The following is a 19,833-nucleotide window of genomic DNA, read 5'->3' on the forward strand; positions in this document are numbered from 1 at the left end:
GCAGTGAGTAAGGAGTAGCAATGGCTGATAAGCAATGGTATTTCAATATGGTCACTGAACAGCCGGAACTTGGGCCCAAATCACCCATCGACCAGCGCATGGGACCGTACCGCTCCCGCGAAGAGGCGTTGCACGCCTGGGACATCGTCAAGTCACGCAACGCCGAGTGGGAAGAACAAGATCGCCAGTGGAAAGGCAATCGATAATCACAGGCGCATAACGAAGTCGCATAACGAATGCGCTGCCATAAATGGCGCATAACAAGTCGGGGCCGGTATCAGTCGATGGGCGGGTGCCGGCCCCGTCGTATCCTCAGCGTACGTTTATGGCCCTTCGTGCACGGCTTTCTACGAGACCTCAGCATCAGCCAATCATCCTACCGTTGCCAACGTTTTCCATGCTCGAAGGCCGATTTTGCTGTGGTGCACCTCACAAACGTTGCAGCTGAAGGTGCCAAAAACGTTGAAATACCGCCAAAGCCAAAAACATGTGAGCTAGCTCACGCAACTTTCCAGCTTTTTTCAAGACGCTACAAACTACACTGATAACCAACAGCTTGGTGAAGATGCTGAGCTGACAACCCCATAAGGAGTGACATGACCGCAGTAGAAAATGCAGTCCTCTCTCAGGAAGAGCTCGACGCCAAGGCGTGGGACGGCTTCGTTGAGGGTAACTGGCAGAAGGATATCGACGTCCGCGACTTTATCCAGAAGAACTACACCCCGTACGAGGGTGACGAGTCCTTCTTGGCCGACGCCACCGAGAAGACCAAGCACCTGTGGAAGTACCTCGACGATAACTACCTGGCAGTCGAGCGTAAGCAGCGTGTCTACGACGTGGACACCCACACTCCGGCCGGCATCGACGCCTTCCCGGCTGGCTACATCGACTCTCCGGAAGTCGACAATGTGATCGTTGGTCTGCAGACCGACGTGCCCTGCAAGCGCGCCATGATGCCGAACGGTGGTTGGCGTATGGTCGAGCAGGCCATCAAGGAAGCCGGCAAGGAGCCGGATCCGGAGATCAAGAAGATCTTCACCAAGTACCGCAAGACCCACAATGACGGCGTGTTCGGTGTCTACACCAAGCAGATCAAGATCGCTCGTCACAACAAGATCCTCACCGGCCTGCCGGATGCCTACGGCCGTGGCCGCATCATCGGCGATTACCGTCGTGTCGCCCTGTACGGCGTGAACAAGCTGATCGCCTTCAAGAAGCGTGACAAGGACTCCGTGCCCTACCGCAACGACTTCACCGAGCCGGAGATCGAGCACTGGATCCGCTTCCGCGAAGAGCATGACGAGCAGATCAAGGCCCTCAAGCAGCTGATCAACCTCGGCAACGAGTACGGCCTGGATCTGTCCCGCCCGGCTCAGACCGCTCAGGAAGCCGTGCAGTGGACCTACATGGGCTACCTGGCCTCCATCAAGTCCCAGGACGGCGCCGCCATGTCCTTCGGTCGTAACTCCGCCTTCCTCGACTGCTTCATCGAGCGCGACCTCAAGGCCGGCAAGATCACCGAGACCGACGCTCAGGAGCTCATCGACAACATCGTCATGAAGCTGCGTATCGTGCGCTTCCTGCGTACCAAGGATTACGATAACATCTTCTCCGGCGATCCGTACTGGGCGACCTGGTCTGATGCTGGCTTTGCCGATGATGGCCGTCCGCTGGTCACCAAGACCTCCTTCCGTCTGCTCAACACCCTGACCCTTGAGCACCTTGGACCTGGCCCTGAGCCGAACATCACCATCTTCTGGGATCCGAAGCTGCCGGAAGGCTACAAGCGCTTCTGCGCCAAGATCTCCATCGACACCTCCGCCATCCAGTACGAGTCCGATAAGGAAATCCGTAGCCACTGGGGCGACGACGCCGCTATCGCTTGCTGCGTCTCCCCGATGCGCGTTGGCAAGCAGATGCAGTTCTTCGCCGCTCGTGTGAACTCTGCTAAGGCCCTGCTGTACGCCATCAACGGCGGCCGCGACGAGATGACCGGCATGCAGGTTATCGACAAGGGCGTTATCGAGCCCATCGCTCCGGAAGCCGACGGCACCCTGGATTACGAGAAGGTCAAGAACAACTACGAGAAGGCTCTCGAGTGGCTGTCTGAGACCTACGTGATGGCTCTGAACATCATCCATTACATGCACGATAAGTACGCCTACGAGTCCATCGAGATGGCCCTGCACGACAAGGAAGTGTACCGTACCCTTGGTTGCGGTATGTCCGGCCTGTCCATCGCCGCCGACTCCCTGGCCGCCGTCAAGTACGCCAAGGTCTACCCGATCTACAACAAGGACGCGAAGACCATGGAAGGCCACGAGTACGAGTATGTCGAGGGCGCTGATGACGATCTGGTCGTCGGCTACCGCACCGAGGGCGAGTTCCCGGTCTACGGCAACGATGATGATCGCGCCGACGACATCGCCAAGTGGGTTGTCTCCACTGTGATGGGCCAGGTCAAGCGTCTGCCCGTCTACCGTGGCGCCGTCCCGACTCAGTCCATCCTGACCATCACCTCCAACGTGGAGTACGGCAAGAACACCGGTTCCTTCCCGTCGGGCCACAAGAAGGGCACCCCGTACGCTCCGGGCGCCAACCCGGAGAACGGCATGGATTCCCACGGCATGCTGCCGTCCATGTTCTCCGTCGGCAAGATCGACTACAACGATGCTCTCGACGGCATCTCGCTGACCAACACCATCACCCCTGATGGCCTGGGCCGCGATGAGGACGAGCGTATCGGCAACCTGGTCGGCATCCTGGACGCCGGCAACGGTCACGGCCTCTACCACGCGAACATCAACGTTCTGCGCAAGGAGACCATGGAAGACGCCGTTGAGCACCCCGAGAAGTACCCGCACCTGACCGTGCGCGTCTCCGGCTACGCGGTGAACTTCGTCAAGCTCACCAAGGAGCAGCAGCTCGACGTGATCTCCCGTACCTTCCACCAGGGCGCTGTTGTCGACTGATCTCGATAACGATTCCCACCGGTAGACGGTAGAGAACGTAAGGGGCGAAGCCTTTTCAAGGGCTTCGCCCTTTTTCGTATTCTTATGAAGAATGACGTGACGAAGGCCACATCAGCTCTCCGGCGAGCCATCCCCGCTCGCCGTTTCGTCCCACTACACTGGGAGCCAGTTACGCAGTTTGATGAATTCAGGAGGACGCCGATGTCTGATACCACGAGATTCCGCACAACCACCCGTCATATGCTCAAGGAATCGAAAACCTACGCCTCGCAAACCCTGATGGGAGGCCTCTCAGGTTTCGAATCGCCCATCGGCCTCGACCGCCGCGACCGCATCGCAGCCCTCAAATCCGGTGACATTGGCTTCGTGCACTCCTGGGACATCAACACCTCGGTGGACGGCCCGGGCACGCGCATGACAGTGTTCATGTCCGGCTGCCCGCTGCGCTGCCAGTACTGTCAGAACCCGGACACTTGGAAGATGCGCGACGGCAAGCCTGTCTACTTGGACGCAATGATCAAGAAGGTCGATCGATACAAAGACCTCTTCAAAGCCACTAAGGGAGGCATCACCTTCTCCGGTGGCGAATCGATGATGCAACCCGCCTTCGTTTCGCGTGTGTTCCATGCGGCCAAAGAAATGGGCGTGCACACCTGTCTCGACACCTCGGGCTTCCTCAACACCAACTACACCGATGAGATGCTCGAAGACATCGATCTGTGTTTGCTTGACGTCAAATCCGGCAGTGAAGACATCTATCAGAAGGTCACCGGTGGCACCTTGCAGCCCACCATCGACTTCGGCCAGCGTTTGGCCAAGGCCGGCAAGAAGATCTGGGTGCGTTTCGTGCTTGTGCCGGGCCTGACCGACTCCGAAGAGAACGTCGAAAACGTGGCCAAGATTTGCGAAACCTTCGGCGATGCCATCGAGCATATCGATGTGCTCGGCTTCCACCAGCTCGGCCGCCCCAAGTGGCATGAGCTGCGCATCCCGTACCCGCTGGAGAACCAGAAGGGGCCGAATGCCGCTATACGCGAACGTGTGACCAAACAGTTCGAATCCCATGGGTTCGTGGTGTACTAGACACTATTCATTGTCTATATTCATCGCCTGCGGTCGGTGCCGTTACTGTTAACGGCATCGACCGATTTATTTTTGCCGTCATCGTGGTCTCCATCGTTGTCGCGATCGTTGTGGCTATCTTTGTTTGCATCACCAGCGCGTTGATGCACGATTGCGCATGCACAACCCTTAGTCTGGAATCATGGCGGAGATATACGTGTTTCCCGCGGGCTCGCCCAAAGCCGGGCGAAGCGCCGGCAATGATGACGGACATCTGGCACGTCCCAGCGACGTACCGGATGAGATGTGGGCCGCCGTCGAATCAGTACGCGTCATGACGCGCATCAACAACGTGCGATATCGAGAAATCCCTGTGCCTTCCACCTTGGCCGACTATGGCATCGGCGTGGAACTGGAATCCGGTGGTGCCACCGGCTGGCTGATGGTGCTCTACAACCTGCGGCCGCGCACCGACTGGAATTCTTGCTGGCGATGCGTCGCCTTCGCACGACTGCCACTTGAAGCGCCGGAAAACGATTCGCTTGCCCCCGGCATGTACTGGGACACCATGTGCGACTACTTGGACGGAGCGCAGCCGGATTCCATGTCTGGCACCGTCACCGTCACCCAAAACACAGCATTCGGAGCAACGCCCGGGCCAGCCACGGCCGGCTGCGAACTGCGCGTTTCCTGGACGCCACTTGACAGGACCGGGCCTGACGCTACCATGGACGCCGGTTCACAGGTCCGCTCGTGGGCCGCATTCATCGCATCCACCGTCCGAGAGGAATCACCCGTTGACTGACGTTCATGAGCCCCGCCTGCTCAAGGAACCACGCGGGGGAGTGCCCGACGTCACCGCAACCCTTGCCGATTATCATGCCGTATGCGAACGCTTCGCCCAAGCGACCAGCTCAGTGGCCGCCGACGCGGAACGCGCCTCTGGCTTTCGATACGGCCACGAGGATTGGCTTATCCAATTCAAACGCGACGGTGCAGGCATAGCCCTGCTTGACCCGATCGCACTGAATCAAGCCGGTGTTGACTGGAACGAATTCAACGACGCCGTAGGCAACGCCACGTGGATCCTTCATGATTCGCCGATGGACTTGCCCGGCTTCACCGACATCGGGCTCAAACCACAAGCCTTGTTCGACACGGAGATTGCAGCCCGACTGCTGGGCCTGCACCACTTTGGTCTGGCAGCCGTCACCGAACATTATCTGGGACTGGTGCTAGCCAAAGAACATTCCGCAGCCGACTGGTCGTATCGTCCACTGCCACGCGACTGGCGCAACTATGCCGCGCTCGACGTCGAAGTACTGATCGAACTGGAACAGCTGATGAGCCGCGAACTCAAAGCGCAAGGCAAGGACGAATGGGCCGCCGAGGAATTCGCATACGCGCTCAGCGAAGGATCCAAGCCACGCCGGCCGCATCCGATTCCCTGGCTGCGCATCTCGCATATCACCAAGCTCGGCCATGACCGTCGCGGCTTGGCCGTCGCCAAATCCCTGTGGGAGGAGCGCGACCGGCTGGCCAGACAATATGACATCGCACCGAGCCTGCTGCTGGCGGATTCGTCGATTATCGAGGCGGCAACCATCAAACCGCGCAACGCCGCCCAATTCAGGGCCGTGCGTTGCCTAAACGAGCGCGTGCGCATCCACACCGGCACCGAACAGGACAAAATGTTCGAACGATACGCGCCCATCCAGCGCGAAATCAAACCCAAGGTATGGAAAGAAGCCATCAGCCGCGCTTTGGAACTCCGCCCGAACCAGCTGCCAACTATGCCGACGCCGGAGAAGAACGACGATGGCACGGTGAACGCGCCGCGATCCATGCGCCTGTGGGAGCAGCGCCATCCCGATCGTTACGAACGATTGCAGCGCGTGCGCCGGATAACCAACCGAATCGCCGAAGACACGCGCACACCGGCGGAAATGATCATCAAACCGCAGATACTGCGCAACCTGTGCTGGCTGGACAAGCCGGGCAAAATCGACGTCGCCGAGTTCCTCACCGAGCAGGGCGCAAGAAACTGGCAGGTGAAACTCATTGCACCGTCCGTAAGTAGCGCTATTATGTAGAGGTTGCCTTACGGCAGAACTATAGAACATACGACTTTTGAGGAGTCATAGCGTGAAGATCAGCGTTCGTAACCTCGAACCCACCAAGGCGAAGCTCACCGTCACCGTTGAGCCGGAAGAGCTCAACCCCTATCTGGACGAGGCTCGCAAGGAAATCGCCAAGCAGGTCAATATCCCCGGCTTCCGTAAGGGCCACGTGCCGGCAAAGCTTGTCGAACAGCGTTTCGGCTTTGGTGCCATCGCCGGCGAAGCCATCGAAAAGGCTGTGCCGGAGCTGTACTCCAAGGCTCTTGAGGAGAAGAAGATTCGTCCGATGGGCCAGCCCGAATACGATGTGCAGGACGTGCCCCAGTCCGCCAACGACGAGACCAAGCTCAAGTTCAGCGCCACCGTCGAGCGTCGCCCCGAATTCGAACTGCCGGAAATCGATGGTATGGAAATCGCCATCTCCAAGCCGGAAGTCAAGGATGAGGATGTTGACAAGCGCCTCGAAACCCTGCGTCAGCGCTTCGGTACCCTGGTCGGCGTGGATCGCCCGGCCGCCAAGGGTGACTTCGCCAACATCGACCTGACTGCTGAAATCAACGGCGAGGTTGTTGATTCCCAGGAAGGCGTGAGCTACGAACTCGGCTCCGCCACCATGCTCGACGGCATGGATGAGGCCCTCGAAGGCCTGTCCGCCGGCGAAGAGACCACCTTCGAAGGCACGCTGGAAGCCGGCGACCACGAAGGCGAGAAGGCCACCATCAAGGTGAAGGTCAACTCCGTGAAGGCCGAGGAGCTGCCGGAACTCGACGATGACTTCGCTTCCGAAGCCTCCGAGTTCGATACTCTCGACGAGCTCAAGGCTGACATCCGCAAGGCGTGCGCTCAGGATGCCGAAGGCCGTCAGGCCACCGAAGCTCGCGATGCTTTCATCGCCAAGCTGCAGGAAGGCCTTGAGATCCCGGTGCCGAAGGGCGTCAAGGCCGCTATGGTCGAAGAGCAGCTCAAGGGCATGACCCCGGATCCTGAGAAGGCCACTAAGGAGCAGAAGGACCAGGCTGGCGAGACCGTGGAGAAGGATCTGCGCGACCAGATGGTGCTTGACGCTCTGGCTGAGAAGCTGGACGTCAAGGTCTCCCAGGCTGACGTGTTCAACTTCCTCGCCTCCATCGCCCAGCAGTACGGCATGGATCCGAACGCCTTCATCCAGGCCATCATGAAGAACGGCCAGCTTGGTTCCGCCGTGCAGGAAGTGGGCCGCTCCAAGGGCCTGCTCGCCGGCATGCGTGCCGTCAAGTTCACCGCCGATGGCGAGGTTGTGGATCTCTCCAACTTCCTCGGTGACGCCGCTGAGGATGAGGAAGCCGAGTCCGTCGAGGCCGCTTCCGCCGCTGCTGCCGTTGCCGACGAACTGTCCGGCAAGGAAGAAGCTCCGGCTGAAAACGCTGAGTGAGCTTAGCCGTGACGCGCGTGCTTAGCCGCTAAGCGTCACATCACAACGCTACATGGGGTTGGAACCAACAGGTTCCAACCCCATTCGTTTATGCGTAGTACTCTTTTCTCGTCATCCAGAGCGTCTCTTTCCCTCGTCATGCTGAGCGAAGCGTAGCGGAGTCGAAGCATCTCTCACGCTGAAATCCCTCGACTCCGCTCGGGATGACGGGAAAAGAGCATGGTCAGCCCTTACTCTGCCGCTGCTCAGCTTCAACAAGCCGCTGCTCCACTTCACGCAGTCGATTACGCAAAGCAGATTCCATATCAACACCTTGGCTATCGGCCTCACGAATAACAGCCAGAATGCGATCGGCATAGGCGTTGGCCATAGCAGATTGTTTTTGGGATTGTGCCGTTTCGTTGGTACCGTCAGATTCGCTGACTGCAGGGGAGCGCAACGCTTCATCTAGAAGCTGCGCATGTTCAGACTTTGCTGCACGATGAATAATTTTCGCCGCACGAGGAAACGCGCCTTGCGCATGCGAGATGCCCTCGACCACGGATGCGCGATGCTTTTCACGCTGCTTCATCTGATTCCACGTGGCAAGCACTTCCTCGGCGGATTCTTCCTTGCCGGCATTCGCGTCATCATCGGGCGCAAACACATGTGGATGACGAGTAATGAGCTTATCAACTAGGCGATTGCACACCTCATCCAAGGTGAACGGATCGGACTTGTCTTTCTCGCACACCGCGGCCTGATACAGTGACTGCATGAGCAGATCGCCAAGCTCCTCGCGCATACCTTCGCGATCGTTCTCTTCAACCGTGTCGACGAATTCATAGGTTTCTTCTAGCAAATTCTTGAGCAGGGTGGTGTTGGTCTGCTTCTCGTCCCACGGGCACCCGCCGGGATTAGTAAGAATCGTAACCAGCACCCGGGCACGTTCCAACGCTGTTGGTGCCTGTACGACGGGATTCAGCTTCGAACAACGTTCGAATCCGGAAGGCAGTTGATAAGTATCATGTGCAGCTTCAGTCATGACGCCCATACTAACCACGCCCAAGTAACAACTTATTCTCTTCCTCTCTGCCAAACATCTTGCTACGCCCTCAACGGCCTTCCCCCAAGCATCTTCTCTCCGTGTGCTACTAAGCTTTACACTTTTCATCATGCCGGGTTTTCCCTCCCGTCATGCCGGGTTTTCCCTCCCGTCATGCCGAGCTTTTTCCCTCGTCATGCCGAGCGAAGTCGAGGCATCTCGCACCCCATCCACGTTGGAAAATGTGCAGACAAGCCCCCAATCCATGTTGGAAAAGTGGCAGCAACCAGGGTAAAAAGTGTTGGAAAATGTGCAGCAGATAGGGTAAATAGCGTTGGAAAATGTGCACGGTAAGCTATTTGAGTACGCTGAAGGCCCGTACAGACATGATGCAATGGTGATGATATGACGTTGAGAATGACTGATGACGAGTTCGCTGCTGCGGTCGAGGAAGCGTTGGATTCGATTCCCGAACGGTTCCGTAAGGTGCTCGACAATGTGGGCATTGCCATGGCGGATGAGCCGAACGAGCGTGAGCTTGCCTCCATGTGCGGTTCTCATGGCGAGCTGTTGGGCTTGTATGAGGGCGTGCCGATTACGCAGCGCAGCACGAGCTATGGCGGTGTGATGCCCGACGTCATCACCATCTTCAAAGGCCCGCACGAACGTGTCTGTGCTACGCGCAGACAACTCGTCCACCAGATTGGCATCACCGTAATCCATGAAATCGGCCACTACTTCGGCTTCGACGACGACTACCTCCATTCGCACGGATATTAGCCGTTGTCGAGGATACCAACTGTGTTGATGAGATGTTCTACCTGGTTGATGAACGGTGGAACATCAATGAAGATGATGTGGGCGAGCAAATCCCAGTTGCTGCCTTCATAATCGTGAACAATGCGATGTCGTACGCCGGCAACACCTGACCATGGGACTTCAGGATGATCGGTTTTGAATTCTTTGGACAGTCGATATACTTGCTCGCCGATGTCATGGAGCGGCGTGGCCAGCATCCATTGCAAGGTGTAGTCGTCTTCCACCTGTTGTTGCGTAATGCCTTTATCGCGGATAGTTTGTTCGAGTTTACGTCCGATTTCCACGATGCGCTGAAGTCGGTGCAGGTCCTTCTCGTTCATAGCTGTACCGCGTCTTTGAATACGGCATTGCGGAAGGGGCCATCACTGAGTTCGCTCAGTTCGTACATGTCAACGTCTTTGCCGGACTTTTCCCGCAGCTCCTCGGCCATGGCGAATACGTTTAATGGGCTGAATCCTGGATTGCCTTCCAGCAGCACATCGATATCCGATGTGGATGTGGCTTCATTGCGCGCGTAGGAGCCGAATAGCTTTGCTGATTTCATGCCATAGTGGGGAAGCATGGGAACGATGAGTTCGCGAAGCTCGTCATGACTATATATGTGAGAGATCATGCCAACTCCTTTGCGTCAGATGCCATTACTTACATAGTAGTGTCTAGAACGGTTATTGAAAACCATCTAGGGACTGTTATGTTGGGCACCCGCTGTGTGATTGGGACATTTTGGAAGGAATGGTGGCATGGCGGGAAGAAGATGATAGACGTGGAGAATGATGGATGACGACTACCTCCATTTGCACGGATACTAGCCGTTGTCGAGAAATTGGGATTAACTGTTACGGCCTAACCCATTCGGCTGAATTTCGTGGAAGCGTGTACTCTGAGGGGCATGATGGAAACGCAGGAGGATCAGCGAGTGGATGATGGGATGACGCTCACGCCTGCTCCTATTGCACAGATTGCACGTCCAATTGCACGGGCGAATGGGATTTGCCAACTGTATCTGTTTGGTTCCAGAGCCAATGGCAACGCCAATCCTGATTCAGATGTTGACTTTCTGTATTCCGTTGATCAGAACACGAACCGTGTTACAAGTGTGCGTGAGTTTCGTCAGGCGTTGCGAGATGCTTTGGGCACAGATGTAGATCTGGTTCGCAAGGACTATTTGACAGAGCCGATTGAGAACCCTCTGGCTGCATTGCAGCGAGACCTGTTTGTTAGCAACATCATGAGCCACAAAGTTTATCGTATACTTCCGCAGGAAGGTGCTGACAATGAGTGATCATGAAAAACTTGAATGTAAAGAACTGCTTTATGAACCTCTTGATGATGTGGAACGGTATGCGCGTACTCGTCACGAGCGTGTGATGGCGATGATGGATGCGGTTCGGGCCGACACCAATCCTGCAGACACTATGATAAACCCGCTGATTAAGAAGCGTTGATGGTGTTTCTCGTTTTCTTCGATACCCGCGATGTAGCGATACCTGATCGCAGCGCATCATGGATGAGCTAGACAGTCGTCTGCCGGGGCTCATCCCAATCGATAGGAAACATCAGTGATGCTATAAAGACGACAGCCAGTCTAAAGGCTTACTTGCCTCGTCTTAGTCAGCATGGCCGTTTTCTTTCGGGCGTTCTTTGTCGTCCAAGAGTTTTCGAGGATTGGATACCCTTAACGCGTCGCACAGTTTTAGGGCGGTTCCTAGCGTCATGTTTTCGATGGATCTTGCTCCAATTTCGTAGGCGCTGATGCGTCCTCGAGTGGTGCCCGCAAGATCCGCTAGGTGCTGTTGCGTCATGCCGCGTTTCTCTCGCAATTCCCGGAGGCTCATTGATCTGTCCGCCTTTCCGTGGAGATAGGCACAATTCTAGTAACGACAGATAATGTTTGTGATTTGTTCGAAGGTTGATTTCGCCGCTGGCAGTGATTGTTGATGAAGGTATGCTGCTTCATATCTCCATCTTTTCTGTGAAATAGGTTCACGCTTGTATTGCCGTCCGAAAAGGTGTACAGTCCGAAGTAAAGGTGAAAACCTATTTCACAGATTATCGCGGATTGCGTTGAAGGAGCGTTGGCCATGAGCGAGACGAAGAGCGTGAGCGAGAGCGCTGCTAAGGCACAGGGGACTGCGAACAAGCGTTCGCGTGTGCTGATTAATTCCTCTGATATCGCCATCATGGCGCAGGTCAGTAATGGGGCTGTGTCCAATTGGCGTAAGCGTGACGAGCGTTTTCCGCAGCCTGTGGAAGGCTCGAAGGGCAAGCCCCTGTTTGATTATGACGAAGTCGTGGCTTGGCTTGCGTCAGCAGGTAAGGTGTTTACCGAGCGGCGCTTTCAGCAGCAGCTGTGGACGCTGCGCGAAAGCTTGGGCGACGCTCTTTCGCCGGACAGTGCCACGAATCTTATTGTGGCGTCCCTGTGCCTGAAGAAAGCGGCGGAAGTTTTTGGACTGGGGCGGGAGTGGGCCGCTCTTCAAGCTGGCTCGCAGGAAAGCGCAATCAATGCAGTCTCGCAGTATGTACAAGCGGTGAAAGACGCCGACAACAAACAGGAGCGAGGGCCCAAACTGACACACGTTCTGGAAGAGTGGGAGCACCTGCTAAGCAATATCGCGCCTGGCGAGATCGTGACGGTGTTGGATTCTGTGGCTGAGTGCCCGGACGACAAGCTTGCCGAGTTCGCAGACGGTCTATTGAGTAAATCGATTCGTGAAGCCGGGCGAGCCGGGGGAGAGTTTGGATTTGTGGATTCAAAGGTATCCCGGTTCATCGCCGATCTTGCGGTGTCGGGGATGGCTGTCAAACAGCAAGATTCATACGAAGTCTATGACCCGGTATGCGGCATTAGCACAATAACCACGCAAATCGCGCAAGTAGCGGATAACGTTTCATTCCATGAAGCAGACGTCAACACATGGGCGGTGTTTATCGCCGAGGCCAGATTCTTTCTGCGCTTTGGCGTGACGGTACCGCTGAGAGTAACGCAATCTGATTGCCTCCATCATGACAGCTATCCTGCGCTGAAAGCCGACGTTGTTGTAATGGAGCCTCCTTTCAACATTCAGGTGGATGATATGGTCTCCTCGGATCCGCGGTGGCGCTATGGGCTGAGCGGAAGAATCGAGTTTGGATTCGGCTTTTTGCAGGATGCGATTGCTCATCTGAACAGTAATGGGCGTGCCTATGTGGCTACTCCGGGCGGAACACTTTCTCGACTAGGACGAGAGGGCGATATCCGACGCTGTCTAATTATGTCTGGATGCGTCGAGGCGATTATCGTGCTGCCTGCAAAGCTGCTATTGAACACTGGAATTCCCGTATTCATTTGGGTACTGACAACTCCCGCTTCGCAGCGAAATGTCATCTATATGATTGACTGCTCTCGACCGGCGAAGACAGATCAGCAGCCAGGCCTGCCCACGAACCTCAGCAATCCTTCACGCGAATTCCTCGACGGTAATGTGGCGTGGAAAGCCGTGCCGGTCAAAGACATTCTTGCCGATTCCGATGCCTCACTTTCTCCAGTCAAGTGGTTGGAACCCGCGAGCGTTTCCGCGTCAATGATTGCTAAAAACAGCGAAGCGCTGTCCGTTGGCATCCGTCAGACGTTGGCCAAAGTGGCTGATGCTTCATTCGTGCTCCGCAATCTGCCTGAACGACTGCCGGATATGGATAAGCTGCCTACAGTCACAGTGCAGGAGCTGATCTCACAAGGCAAGGCTGAACTCCTCATTGGAGATTGCAGCGACATTCGCTCGTCGGATTTGCCGGAGGATGCTATTCGTCCTGAAGATGTATTGGATGATTTGCGCCGCTTGACCAGCGTTCCCCAAGCAAAGGGACCTGACGGACTTGGTGCGCGTACCGAGCCGAACGATATTCTGATCAGCACCTTGAGAGGAATACACGCCACTTTGGATGCTGTTGGCGGTCATCGTGTATCGAGGCATGTCCATGTCCTTCGTGTCGTTGACAAGTCATGGAGTCCCCAGTATCTCGCGTTGTGCGTGGAGGGTATGTGGAACACCGCAGCGCAGCAATCGCCCGCGGTCCGAGTACGGCCGAGCCAGATGCTGATTCCTGTAGCCGATGCGGCTACGCAGCACGATATTCTCCGTGTTGCGGAAGCCAAGAAGGCGGCCAGTTTACTTGAACGGTTGACGGCGGAATATCTAGAGAACTACAGAAACGCGTTGCGCTACGGGTCGGATAGCAAGACATCCGATACTGTGGAGGCAGGGAATGGCGTTGGAAAGGAACAAGCATGAACCAGCAGAGGATCGTGAATTTCATTTGGCAGGTGGCGGATCTGCTGCGCGGTGACTACAAGCAGCATGAGTATGGCGACATCATTTTGCCGTTTACGGTGCTGCGTCGTCTGGATTGCGTGTTGGAACCCACCAAGGACGTGGTGCTGGAAGCTGCAGAGAAAAGCATGACCACGAATCTTGTCGATTCAATACGTGATCAGATGTTGAAGAGAATCACCGGCGTGGGCTTTTACAACACCTCGCAGTACACCATGGGCAAACTGCATAACGATCCCAACAATATCGCGAAAAATCTTGAAAATTACATTCTCGGATTCTCTCAGGATGCTCGCGATGTGTTCGAGAAATTTGACTTTTCGAACAAAATCGCTTCCTTGGACGAGAGTGGACAGCTATTCCTAATCGTGGAAAAGTTCTGCACGGTCAATCTTGGCCCTAATATCATTGACGATCTGCAGATGGGTAGCATTTACGAGGAGCTGATTCGGCGTTTTTCTGAGATGTCCAATGAAACCGCCGGTGAGCATTTCAGCCCGCGCGATGGTCTGAAGCTGGCAGTTGACCTGTTGATTGATGGATGCGAAGACGATTTGAACAATCCTGATAAGGCGAGCACGGTGTATGATCCTTGTGCCGGTACGGGTGGCGCGTTGTCTTTGTTCAGGGATCGCGTGCATGAATACTCTACGGAGCATAGGGTGATCTGCTTTGGCCAGGAACTGAACCCGCAAACTTATGCAACATGTAAAGCCGATACTCTGCTTCGTGGTGGTGATGCGTCGCATATCGCATTCGGCAATACGCTAACGAACGATGCGTTTCCGGATAATACCTTTGCCTTTCAAATCTCCAACCCTCCTTATGGCGTGGACTGGAAGAAATCAAAGAAGGAAGTAGAAGAAGAATACAAGACCAAGGGCATGCAGGGCCGTTTTGGCGCCGGTTTGCCCCGTATTAGCGACGGGCAGCTGCTGTTCATTGAACATATGGTGTCGCGTATGCGTGCGCCGGGGCTCGGTGGCGGGCGAATCGCCGTGTTCATGAATGGTTCACCCTTATTCACAGGTTCAGCTGGATCTGGCGAGAGTGATATTCGTCGTTGGCTGCTGGAGGAACGTGACCTGGTGGAAGCCATCGTTGCTATGCCTAATGACTTTTTCTATAACACCGGTATTGCTACATACATTTGGGTTTTGAACAACCAAAAGCCTGAGGAGCGTAAGGGTAAAGTACAGCTTATCAACGCTAATGGCGTATTCACCAAGATGCGTAAGTCCTTGGGGTCGAAGCGTAATGAGCTGTCCGACGAGCAAATCAAGGCTATAGTCCGCGAGTACCACGCGTTTGAGGAAAGCGAAACCTGCAAGATCTTCGACACCTCAGAATTCGGCTACACCACAATTACGGTAGAGCGTCCGCAACGTGATGAGAACGGCAATGTCGTACGTGATAGGAGGGGCCATCCCAAGGCAGATGCGAAGCTGCGCGATACGGAGAACGTGCCGTTGAACGAGGATATTGACGAATACTTTGAACGCGAGGTCAAACCGTACGCACCTGATGCATGGCTGGACCGTAAGAAGGACAAGGTAGGATACGAAATCCCGTTCACCCGTTACTTCTACCAGTACACGCCGTTGCGCCCTTCGACTGAAATCGCTGAAGACATCAAGCAGCTGGAGACATCTATCTCCCAGCATCTTGCGGAATTGGGGTTGTGATATGGAACAGTATGCACAATACAAGCCCAGCGGCGTTGATTGGATTGGCGAGATTCCTGAGAGCTGGTCAGTGGGACGTGTGAAACACGTTTTGAAGGAACGTGACGAACGTGTTGATGATGCTTCGTCAGATGAATTATTGTCAGTTTCGGAGTATTACGGTGTCGATTATCGAAAAAATCGTATTCGTGAAACACAAGTTCTTTCTCGTGCAGAATCTCTTTCTGGGTATAAGAAGTGCGAGAAGAACGATATTGTAATGAATATTATGCTTGCTTGGAAAGGTAGCCAGGCTCGTACTCCTTTTTCGGGAGTAGTGAGTCCTGCATATGCTGTTTTCAAACCAGAAAATGATGTAAACACAAGATACTTAAGTTATCTATTCAGGACCGATTTATATCGGGAAATCTTCAGACAGAACTCAACTGGTATTATTGACTCAAGATTGCGTCTTTATCCTGAAGTCTTTTTACATCTTCCTTTTCATTACCCACCTGTAAACGAGCAAGTATTGATTGCTGATTATCTTGATGAGAAGACGAAGAAGATTGATGCTGCAATTGCGGATGTTGAAGCATCGATTGCGAAACTGGAGGAGTATCGCAAGTCCGTCATCTCTGAAGCGGTGACCAAAGGCCTTGACCCTACTATCCCCATGAAGGATTCCGGTAGCGACTGGATCGGTCTAATTCCTGAAGATTGGAGATGCGGACCTTTAGGACATTTTGTTAATTTTCTTAGTGGATTCCCCTTTAAAGGTGAAGATTTAACGGCACAGGGTGAAGTTAGGGTTTTACGTGGGATAAATCTTGGCGTAAATAATATCCGATGGAATGAATCCGCTTATGTTGCTCCTGAAGTAGTTCGGTCACTAGATGAGTGGCGCTTGAATAAGGGTGATTTGTTATTAGGGCTTGATAGGCCTTGGATTAAGGCAGGAACACGTGTTTCGTTTGTTTCTGAGGATGATGCTGGCAGCTATTTGGTTCAGCGAATTGCTAAAATTACGAAGAAGCAAGATGTGTCTTTAAAATTTGTCTGCTATTTATTGCAAACGGATTTGTTCTTTCAATCGATGAATACTGAAACAACTGGTGTAAGTGTCCCGCATATAAGTACACGACAAGTTGGATTGGTTTATTTCCCTATCCCGCCTTTATGCGTACAAGATAGAATCGTGAAATATCTTGATGAAGTTTGTGGCAATCTTGCCGAATTGGTGAGTCGGAAAAATAAACTTTTGATGTTGCTCCAGAGTTACCGTCAATCGTTAATCAACGAATGCGTAACTGGCAAGGTCAAGGTTCCTGGCGTGGAGGGATGATGAGATGAATCGTCGTGCGGATCGAATTGGTGAATCCAAGTTCGAGGATGTTGTCGTCGAAGGTTTCCGTCATTGCGATGCGAATGGTAAAGAGCGCTGGTATCGCTTAGAACCGCCGCGAGGTGATGCGGGTACTGAATATCGGTTTTCTCGTGATTCCGGGATTGACGAACCGGCATTGCTGAATTTCCTGCGAGATACGCAGATCAAAGAAGTACAGAAGGTCGAGAGGCATTATGGTGGCGAATGGTGTCAGCAGGTCATTAATCGCTTGATCAAAGTCATCAACGATCAAGGTCTTTTGAAAACACTGCGTGACGGATTCTCCATGGTGCCGGGTGCGCATTTTCGTTTGGTGTGGTTCAAACCTAGCAACCAGTTGAATCCCGAACTAGTGCAAAACTATGAATTGAACCGCTTCGTTGTCACACGTCAGCTTCGTTTTGGCACCATGCCCAAAACCGCCAATGAGTCCATTGACGTGGTGCTCATGGTCAACGGTTTTCCTCTGGTCACGATGGAACTTAAGAATCATCAAACTGGGCAGAATGTGTTTGATGCCATTAATCAATACAAACAGCGGGATATGCGAGAACTGATCTTCAAACCGGATATGCGATCTCTCGTGCATTTCGCGGTCGATTCTGATCTTGCTTACATGACCACTAAGCTGGACGGGGATAAGACGTTTTTTCTGCCATTCAACAAGGGCAACGGTAAGGATGGCGGCGGTAATCCGGCGAATTCTGATGGTGGATTCAAGACCGAGTATCTTTGGAAGGAGGTGCTGAATCCTGATTCGTTGCTGGAGATCATCGAAAAGTTTATCCAGATCGAATACAGAGGACAGGATTCCAAGCCTCAACTCCGTCAATGCCCGGCGAATATCAGTAAGGTGATCTTTCCTCGGTATCACCAACTCAATGTGGTACGCAAACTGGTTACCTCAACGCGTGACGAAGGACCAGGACACAACTATCTGATTCAGCATTCGACTGGTTCCGGCAAGTCGAATTCCATTGCATGGCTAGCATACGAACTTTCGTCGCTGACTCAGCCCAATGGCGATGCGTTTTTCGACTCGATTATCGTGCTCACTGACCGTGTGATTTTGGATCGACAGCTACAGCGCAACATCACGGCCATGGCCCACAAAAACGGTGTGGTCAGAAAAGTCGAGCATAATTCACATGAGTTGTTGGATGCTATCAACGCCGGTGTGCGCATCATTATCTCCACGATTCAGAAGTTTCCATATATCTATGAACAAACGAATGTTACTGGCCGTTCATTTGCCATCATCATCGACGAAGCCCATTCATCGCAAAGTGGTGAGGCACATCGCAAGACGAAGGAGGCTCTAGGCGATCATTCACGGGCGGATGATTCGGGAATGGATGAGTATGCCGGCACACAGGTTGGTGAGCCGATTTCAGGTGATGAATTCGATATATGGAATGACAATGCGATTACTGAAGATCAAGACGATGCAGCTGTGCGCATCAAACGAGAGATGGACGCGCAAGGCACGCAATCCAACCTGTCGTTTTACGCGTTCACGGCTACGCCGAAGCCTGTAACGCTGGAAACATTTGGCCGTAAAGGTGAAGATGACCGGTATGAGGCTTTCGACCTGTATTCGATGAAACAGGCAATCGAAGAGGGCTTTATTCTGGATACGCTCAGGAACTATACGACGTTCCAAACGTATTTTGATCTAGTCAAGACCACTGCTGATGATCCGGACAAGTTGTCCGCAAGGGCTACGCGCAATTTGATGAATTTCGTCAAGCTGCACGAAACCAATATTGAGATGAAGTCAAAGATTATCTTGGATCATTTCTGTTCTCGTGTAGCCGGTCTACTGCGTGGACAGGCCAAGGCAATGATTGTGACGGATTCGCGGGCCGCAGCCATCAAATATTATCGCTGTATTGAGAAGCTTAGTCAACAGAAGCAATTTAGAGCGGCAAGGCCTGTCGTCGCATTTAGCGGTTCCAAAGTAGTGGATGGTGAAGAGGCTAGTGAGGAGAGCCTGAATGGCTTCCCTTCACTGCAAATCGCCAAACGATTTGATACGGACGAGTTCAACATCATGATTGTGGCGAACAAGTTCCAGACTGGATTCGACCAGCCGAAGTTGTGTGCGATGTACGTGGACAAGATGCTCACTGGCATTGCGGCGGTGCAAACGTTGTCTCGACTGAATCGCACTTATCCTGGCAAGGACGATCCGTTCGTGCTGGATTTCGTCAATTCGACGGACACGATTCAAGCTTCGTTCGAGCCGTATTACACGATCAGTGAGCTTGATCGCGCTACCGACCCCAATGCCGTTTATGATATGAAGACGGAACTAGACGGTTTCAATATCGTCGAGGAATCGGATGTGGAGAAGCTTGCGGCAATCTGGTACGGCAAGCCAGACGCCTCGGTATTGCCGCAGGTGTTGCGGTTACTGTCGCCTGCAATCGACCGATTTAAGGATCTCAGCGATGACCGTCAAGATGAATACAAGCTTCGAGTCTCCAAGTTCGTGCGTTCCTACCTTTACATCACGCAGATGATTCGGTTGGATGATGAATACCTGCTCAAGTACAACACCTATTTGCAGTTCCTCAACCGTGAACTTATGCAGATTCGCCCAGATAATGACGGTGACGGTGACATTGATGGGGAAGTGGCTTTGGCGCATCTCTCCATCGAGAAGATCGGCACAAGCGCCATCGAACTCGAAGGCGGTGAGAAGCTGAAGAACGCCGGTGGTTCTGCCGGTGTGAAGAAGCCAGAGCCCAAGGAACCCCTGTCAGTTATCGTGCAGCGGTTGAATGATCTGTTTGGCACTGAATACGGAACCCCCACGCAGAAATTCGTTGAGGCCGTTGCCGAGAATCTTGACTCGGATGAGCGCTTGAAGCGACAAGCCCAAAACAACTCCCGCGCGGATTTCTCCGAACTGTTCCAAAACGCATTCACCGATGCTCTGCTGGACACCATGACCCAAAACCAGGAGCTCTTCACCCTCATCAGCGGCAACGCCGAGGCTCTGTCCGTCGTCAAAGACGGACTTTTCGACTACTTCTTCAACAAGGCGAATAAGGAGTGA

The 19,833-nt window shown here is 53.8% G+C and carries 17 protein-coding genes; 13 read left to right on the forward strand and 4 right to left on the reverse strand.

The genetic code is table 11. From position 1 onward, the window contains the following. Nucleotides 1-20: 20 nt before the first annotated feature. The 6 genes from G1C95_RS01440 (at nucleotide 21) to tig (ending at nucleotide 7,565) form a co-directional block, all read left to right on the forward strand. Entirely contained in the window at nucleotides 21-206 is a 186-nt protein-coding gene (locus G1C95_RS01440) for a hypothetical protein (protein WP_169171154.1), read from the forward strand. A 390-nt stretch (nucleotides 207-596) separates the two neighbouring features. Continuing rightward, entirely contained in the window at nucleotides 597-2,972 is a 2,376-nt protein-coding gene (gene pflB, locus G1C95_RS01445; RefSeq protein WP_169171155.1) for a formate C-acetyltransferase, read from the forward strand. 201 nt (nucleotides 2,973-3,173) lie between these two features. Beyond that, nucleotides 3,174-4,055: a pyruvate formate-lyase-activating protein gene (gene pflA / locus G1C95_RS01450; protein ID WP_169171156.1), complete on the forward strand. Its 882-nt coding sequence runs from the start codon at nucleotides 3,174-3,176 to the stop codon at nucleotides 4,053-4,055. A gap of 181 nt (nucleotides 4,056-4,236) precedes the next feature. Then, nucleotides 4,237-4,839, forward strand: a complete 603-nt coding sequence (locus G1C95_RS01455) for a DUF3000 family protein (protein WP_169171157.1) — start codon at nucleotides 4,237-4,239, stop codon at nucleotides 4,837-4,839. Beyond that, complete coding sequence (locus tag G1C95_RS01460; RefSeq protein ID WP_169171158.1) at nucleotides 4,832-6,127, forward strand: HRDC domain-containing protein; 1,296 nt, start codon at nucleotides 4,832-4,834, stop codon at nucleotides 6,125-6,127. Before G1C95_RS01455 ends, G1C95_RS01460 begins: the two co-directional genes overlap by 8 nt. A gap of 52 nt (nucleotides 6,128-6,179) precedes the next feature. After that, the gene (gene tig / locus G1C95_RS01465; protein WP_169171159.1) at nucleotides 6,180-7,565 is read left to right on the forward strand and encodes a trigger factor; all 1,386 of its coding nucleotides are present in this window, start codon (nucleotides 6,180-6,182) and stop codon (nucleotides 7,563-7,565) included. Between the two features lie 223 nt (nucleotides 7,566-7,788). Here the strand turns inward: tig and G1C95_RS01470 are convergent, their stop codons facing one another. Further along, complete coding sequence (locus tag G1C95_RS01470) at nucleotides 7,789-8,607, reverse strand: MazG nucleotide pyrophosphohydrolase domain-containing protein (protein ID WP_417852246.1); 819 nt, start codon at nucleotides 8,605-8,607, stop codon at nucleotides 7,789-7,791. Nucleotides 8,608-9,000: 393 nt separating this feature from the next. Here G1C95_RS01470 and G1C95_RS01475 point away from each other — a divergent pair, with 393 nt between their 5' ends. Then, complete coding sequence (locus G1C95_RS01475) at nucleotides 9,001-9,369, forward strand: metallopeptidase family protein (RefSeq protein ID WP_169171499.1); 369 nt, start codon at nucleotides 9,001-9,003, stop codon at nucleotides 9,367-9,369. Here G1C95_RS01475 and G1C95_RS01480 read toward each other — a convergent pair. Both G1C95_RS01480 and G1C95_RS01485 read right to left on the reverse strand, forming a co-directional pair. Next, nucleotides 9,366-9,728 (reverse strand): HepT-like ribonuclease domain-containing protein, encoded by a 363-nt coding sequence (locus G1C95_RS01480; RefSeq protein WP_169171160.1) that lies wholly within the window; start codon nucleotides 9,726-9,728, stop codon nucleotides 9,366-9,368. The two genes, G1C95_RS01475 and G1C95_RS01480, sit on opposite strands and share 4 nt — an antisense overlap. Further along, the gene (locus G1C95_RS01485) at nucleotides 9,725-10,021 is read right to left on the reverse strand and encodes a nucleotidyltransferase family protein (protein ID WP_169171161.1); all 297 of its coding nucleotides are present in this window, start codon (nucleotides 10,019-10,021) and stop codon (nucleotides 9,725-9,727) included. The genes G1C95_RS01480 and G1C95_RS01485 overlap by 4 nt, the downstream gene beginning before the upstream one ends. A gap of 276 nt (nucleotides 10,022-10,297) precedes the next feature. On the opposite strand from G1C95_RS01485, the gene G1C95_RS01490 reads away from it, so the two are divergent. Both G1C95_RS01490 and G1C95_RS01495 read left to right on the forward strand, forming a co-directional pair. Continuing rightward, the gene (locus tag G1C95_RS01490) at nucleotides 10,298-10,690 is read left to right on the forward strand and encodes a nucleotidyltransferase family protein (protein ID WP_169171162.1); all 393 of its coding nucleotides are present in this window, start codon (nucleotides 10,298-10,300) and stop codon (nucleotides 10,688-10,690) included. Continuing rightward, nucleotides 10,683-10,853, forward strand: a complete 171-nt coding sequence (locus tag G1C95_RS01495; RefSeq protein WP_169171163.1) for a hypothetical protein — start codon at nucleotides 10,683-10,685, stop codon at nucleotides 10,851-10,853. The genes G1C95_RS01490 and G1C95_RS01495 overlap by 8 nt, the downstream gene beginning before the upstream one ends. A gap of 162 nt (nucleotides 10,854-11,015) precedes the next feature. Here the strand turns inward: G1C95_RS01495 and G1C95_RS01500 are convergent, their stop codons facing one another. Further along, complete coding sequence (locus tag G1C95_RS01500; RefSeq protein ID WP_169171164.1) at nucleotides 11,016-11,243, reverse strand: helix-turn-helix transcriptional regulator; 228 nt, start codon at nucleotides 11,241-11,243, stop codon at nucleotides 11,016-11,018. Between the two features lie 246 nt (nucleotides 11,244-11,489). Here G1C95_RS01500 and G1C95_RS01505 point away from each other — a divergent pair, with 246 nt between their 5' ends. From G1C95_RS01505 to G1C95_RS01520, 4 genes are read left to right on the forward strand one after another with little or no spacing between them, the layout of a single operon-like run. Next, nucleotides 11,490-13,679: an N-6 DNA methylase gene (locus tag G1C95_RS01505; protein ID WP_169171165.1), complete on the forward strand. Its 2,190-nt coding sequence runs from the start codon at nucleotides 11,490-11,492 to the stop codon at nucleotides 13,677-13,679. Beyond that, on the forward strand, nucleotides 13,676-15,403 hold the full coding sequence (locus tag G1C95_RS01510; RefSeq protein ID WP_169171166.1) for a type I restriction-modification system subunit M: 1,728 nt from the start codon (nucleotides 13,676-13,678) through the stop codon (nucleotides 15,401-15,403). Before G1C95_RS01505 ends, G1C95_RS01510 begins: the two co-directional genes overlap by 4 nt. A gap of 1 nt (nucleotide 15,404) precedes the next feature. Beyond that, complete coding sequence (locus G1C95_RS01515) at nucleotides 15,405-16,727, forward strand: restriction endonuclease subunit S (protein WP_169171167.1); 1,323 nt, start codon at nucleotides 15,405-15,407, stop codon at nucleotides 16,725-16,727. A gap of 4 nt (nucleotides 16,728-16,731) precedes the next feature. After that, on the forward strand, nucleotides 16,732-19,833 hold the full coding sequence (locus G1C95_RS01520; RefSeq protein ID WP_169171168.1) for a type I restriction endonuclease subunit R: 3,102 nt from the start codon (nucleotides 16,732-16,734) through the stop codon (nucleotides 19,831-19,833).

It is taken from the genome of Bifidobacterium oedipodis, assembly GCF_012932425.1.
In the GTDB taxonomy this organism is placed as follows: Bacteria; Actinomycetota; Actinomycetes; order Actinomycetales; family Bifidobacteriaceae; genus Bifidobacterium; species Bifidobacterium oedipodis.

What these genes read in the sequence shown, in the direction of transcription:
- G1C95_RS01440 (WP_169171154.1), top strand. Translation starts at nt 21, where the DNA reads ATGGCTGATAAGCAATGGTATTTCAATATGGTCACTGAACAGCCGGAA.
- pflB (WP_169171155.1), top strand. Translation starts at nt 597, where the DNA reads ATGACCGCAGTAGAAAATGCAGTCCTCTCTCAGGAAGAGCTCGACGCC.
- pflA (WP_169171156.1), top strand. Translation starts at nt 3,174, where the DNA reads ATGTCTGATACCACGAGATTCCGCACAACCACCCGTCATATGCTCAAG.
- G1C95_RS01455 (WP_169171157.1), top strand. Translation starts at nt 4,237, where the DNA reads ATGGCGGAGATATACGTGTTTCCCGCGGGCTCGCCCAAAGCCGGGCGA.
- G1C95_RS01480 (WP_169171160.1), bottom strand. Translation starts at nt 9,728, where the DNA reads ATGAACGAGAAGGACCTGCACCGACTTCAGCGCATCGTGGAAATCGGA.
- G1C95_RS01485 (WP_169171161.1), bottom strand. Translation starts at nt 10,021, where the DNA reads ATGATCTCTCACATATATAGTCATGACGAGCTTCGCGAACTCATCGTT.
- G1C95_RS01490 (WP_169171162.1), top strand. Translation starts at nt 10,298, where the DNA reads ATGATGGAAACGCAGGAGGATCAGCGAGTGGATGATGGGATGACGCTC.
- G1C95_RS01495 (WP_169171163.1), top strand. Translation starts at nt 10,683, where the DNA reads ATGAGTGATCATGAAAAACTTGAATGTAAAGAACTGCTTTATGAACCT.
- G1C95_RS01500 (WP_169171164.1), bottom strand. Translation starts at nt 11,243, where the DNA reads ATGAGCCTCCGGGAATTGCGAGAGAAACGCGGCATGACGCAACAGCAC.
- G1C95_RS01505 (WP_169171165.1), top strand. Translation starts at nt 11,490, where the DNA reads ATGAGCGAGACGAAGAGCGTGAGCGAGAGCGCTGCTAAGGCACAGGGG.
- G1C95_RS01510 (WP_169171166.1), top strand. Translation starts at nt 13,676, where the DNA reads ATGAACCAGCAGAGGATCGTGAATTTCATTTGGCAGGTGGCGGATCTG.
- G1C95_RS01515 (WP_169171167.1), top strand. Translation starts at nt 15,405, where the DNA reads ATGGAACAGTATGCACAATACAAGCCCAGCGGCGTTGATTGGATTGGC.
- G1C95_RS01520 (WP_169171168.1), top strand. Translation starts at nt 16,732, where the DNA reads ATGAATCGTCGTGCGGATCGAATTGGTGAATCCAAGTTCGAGGATGTT.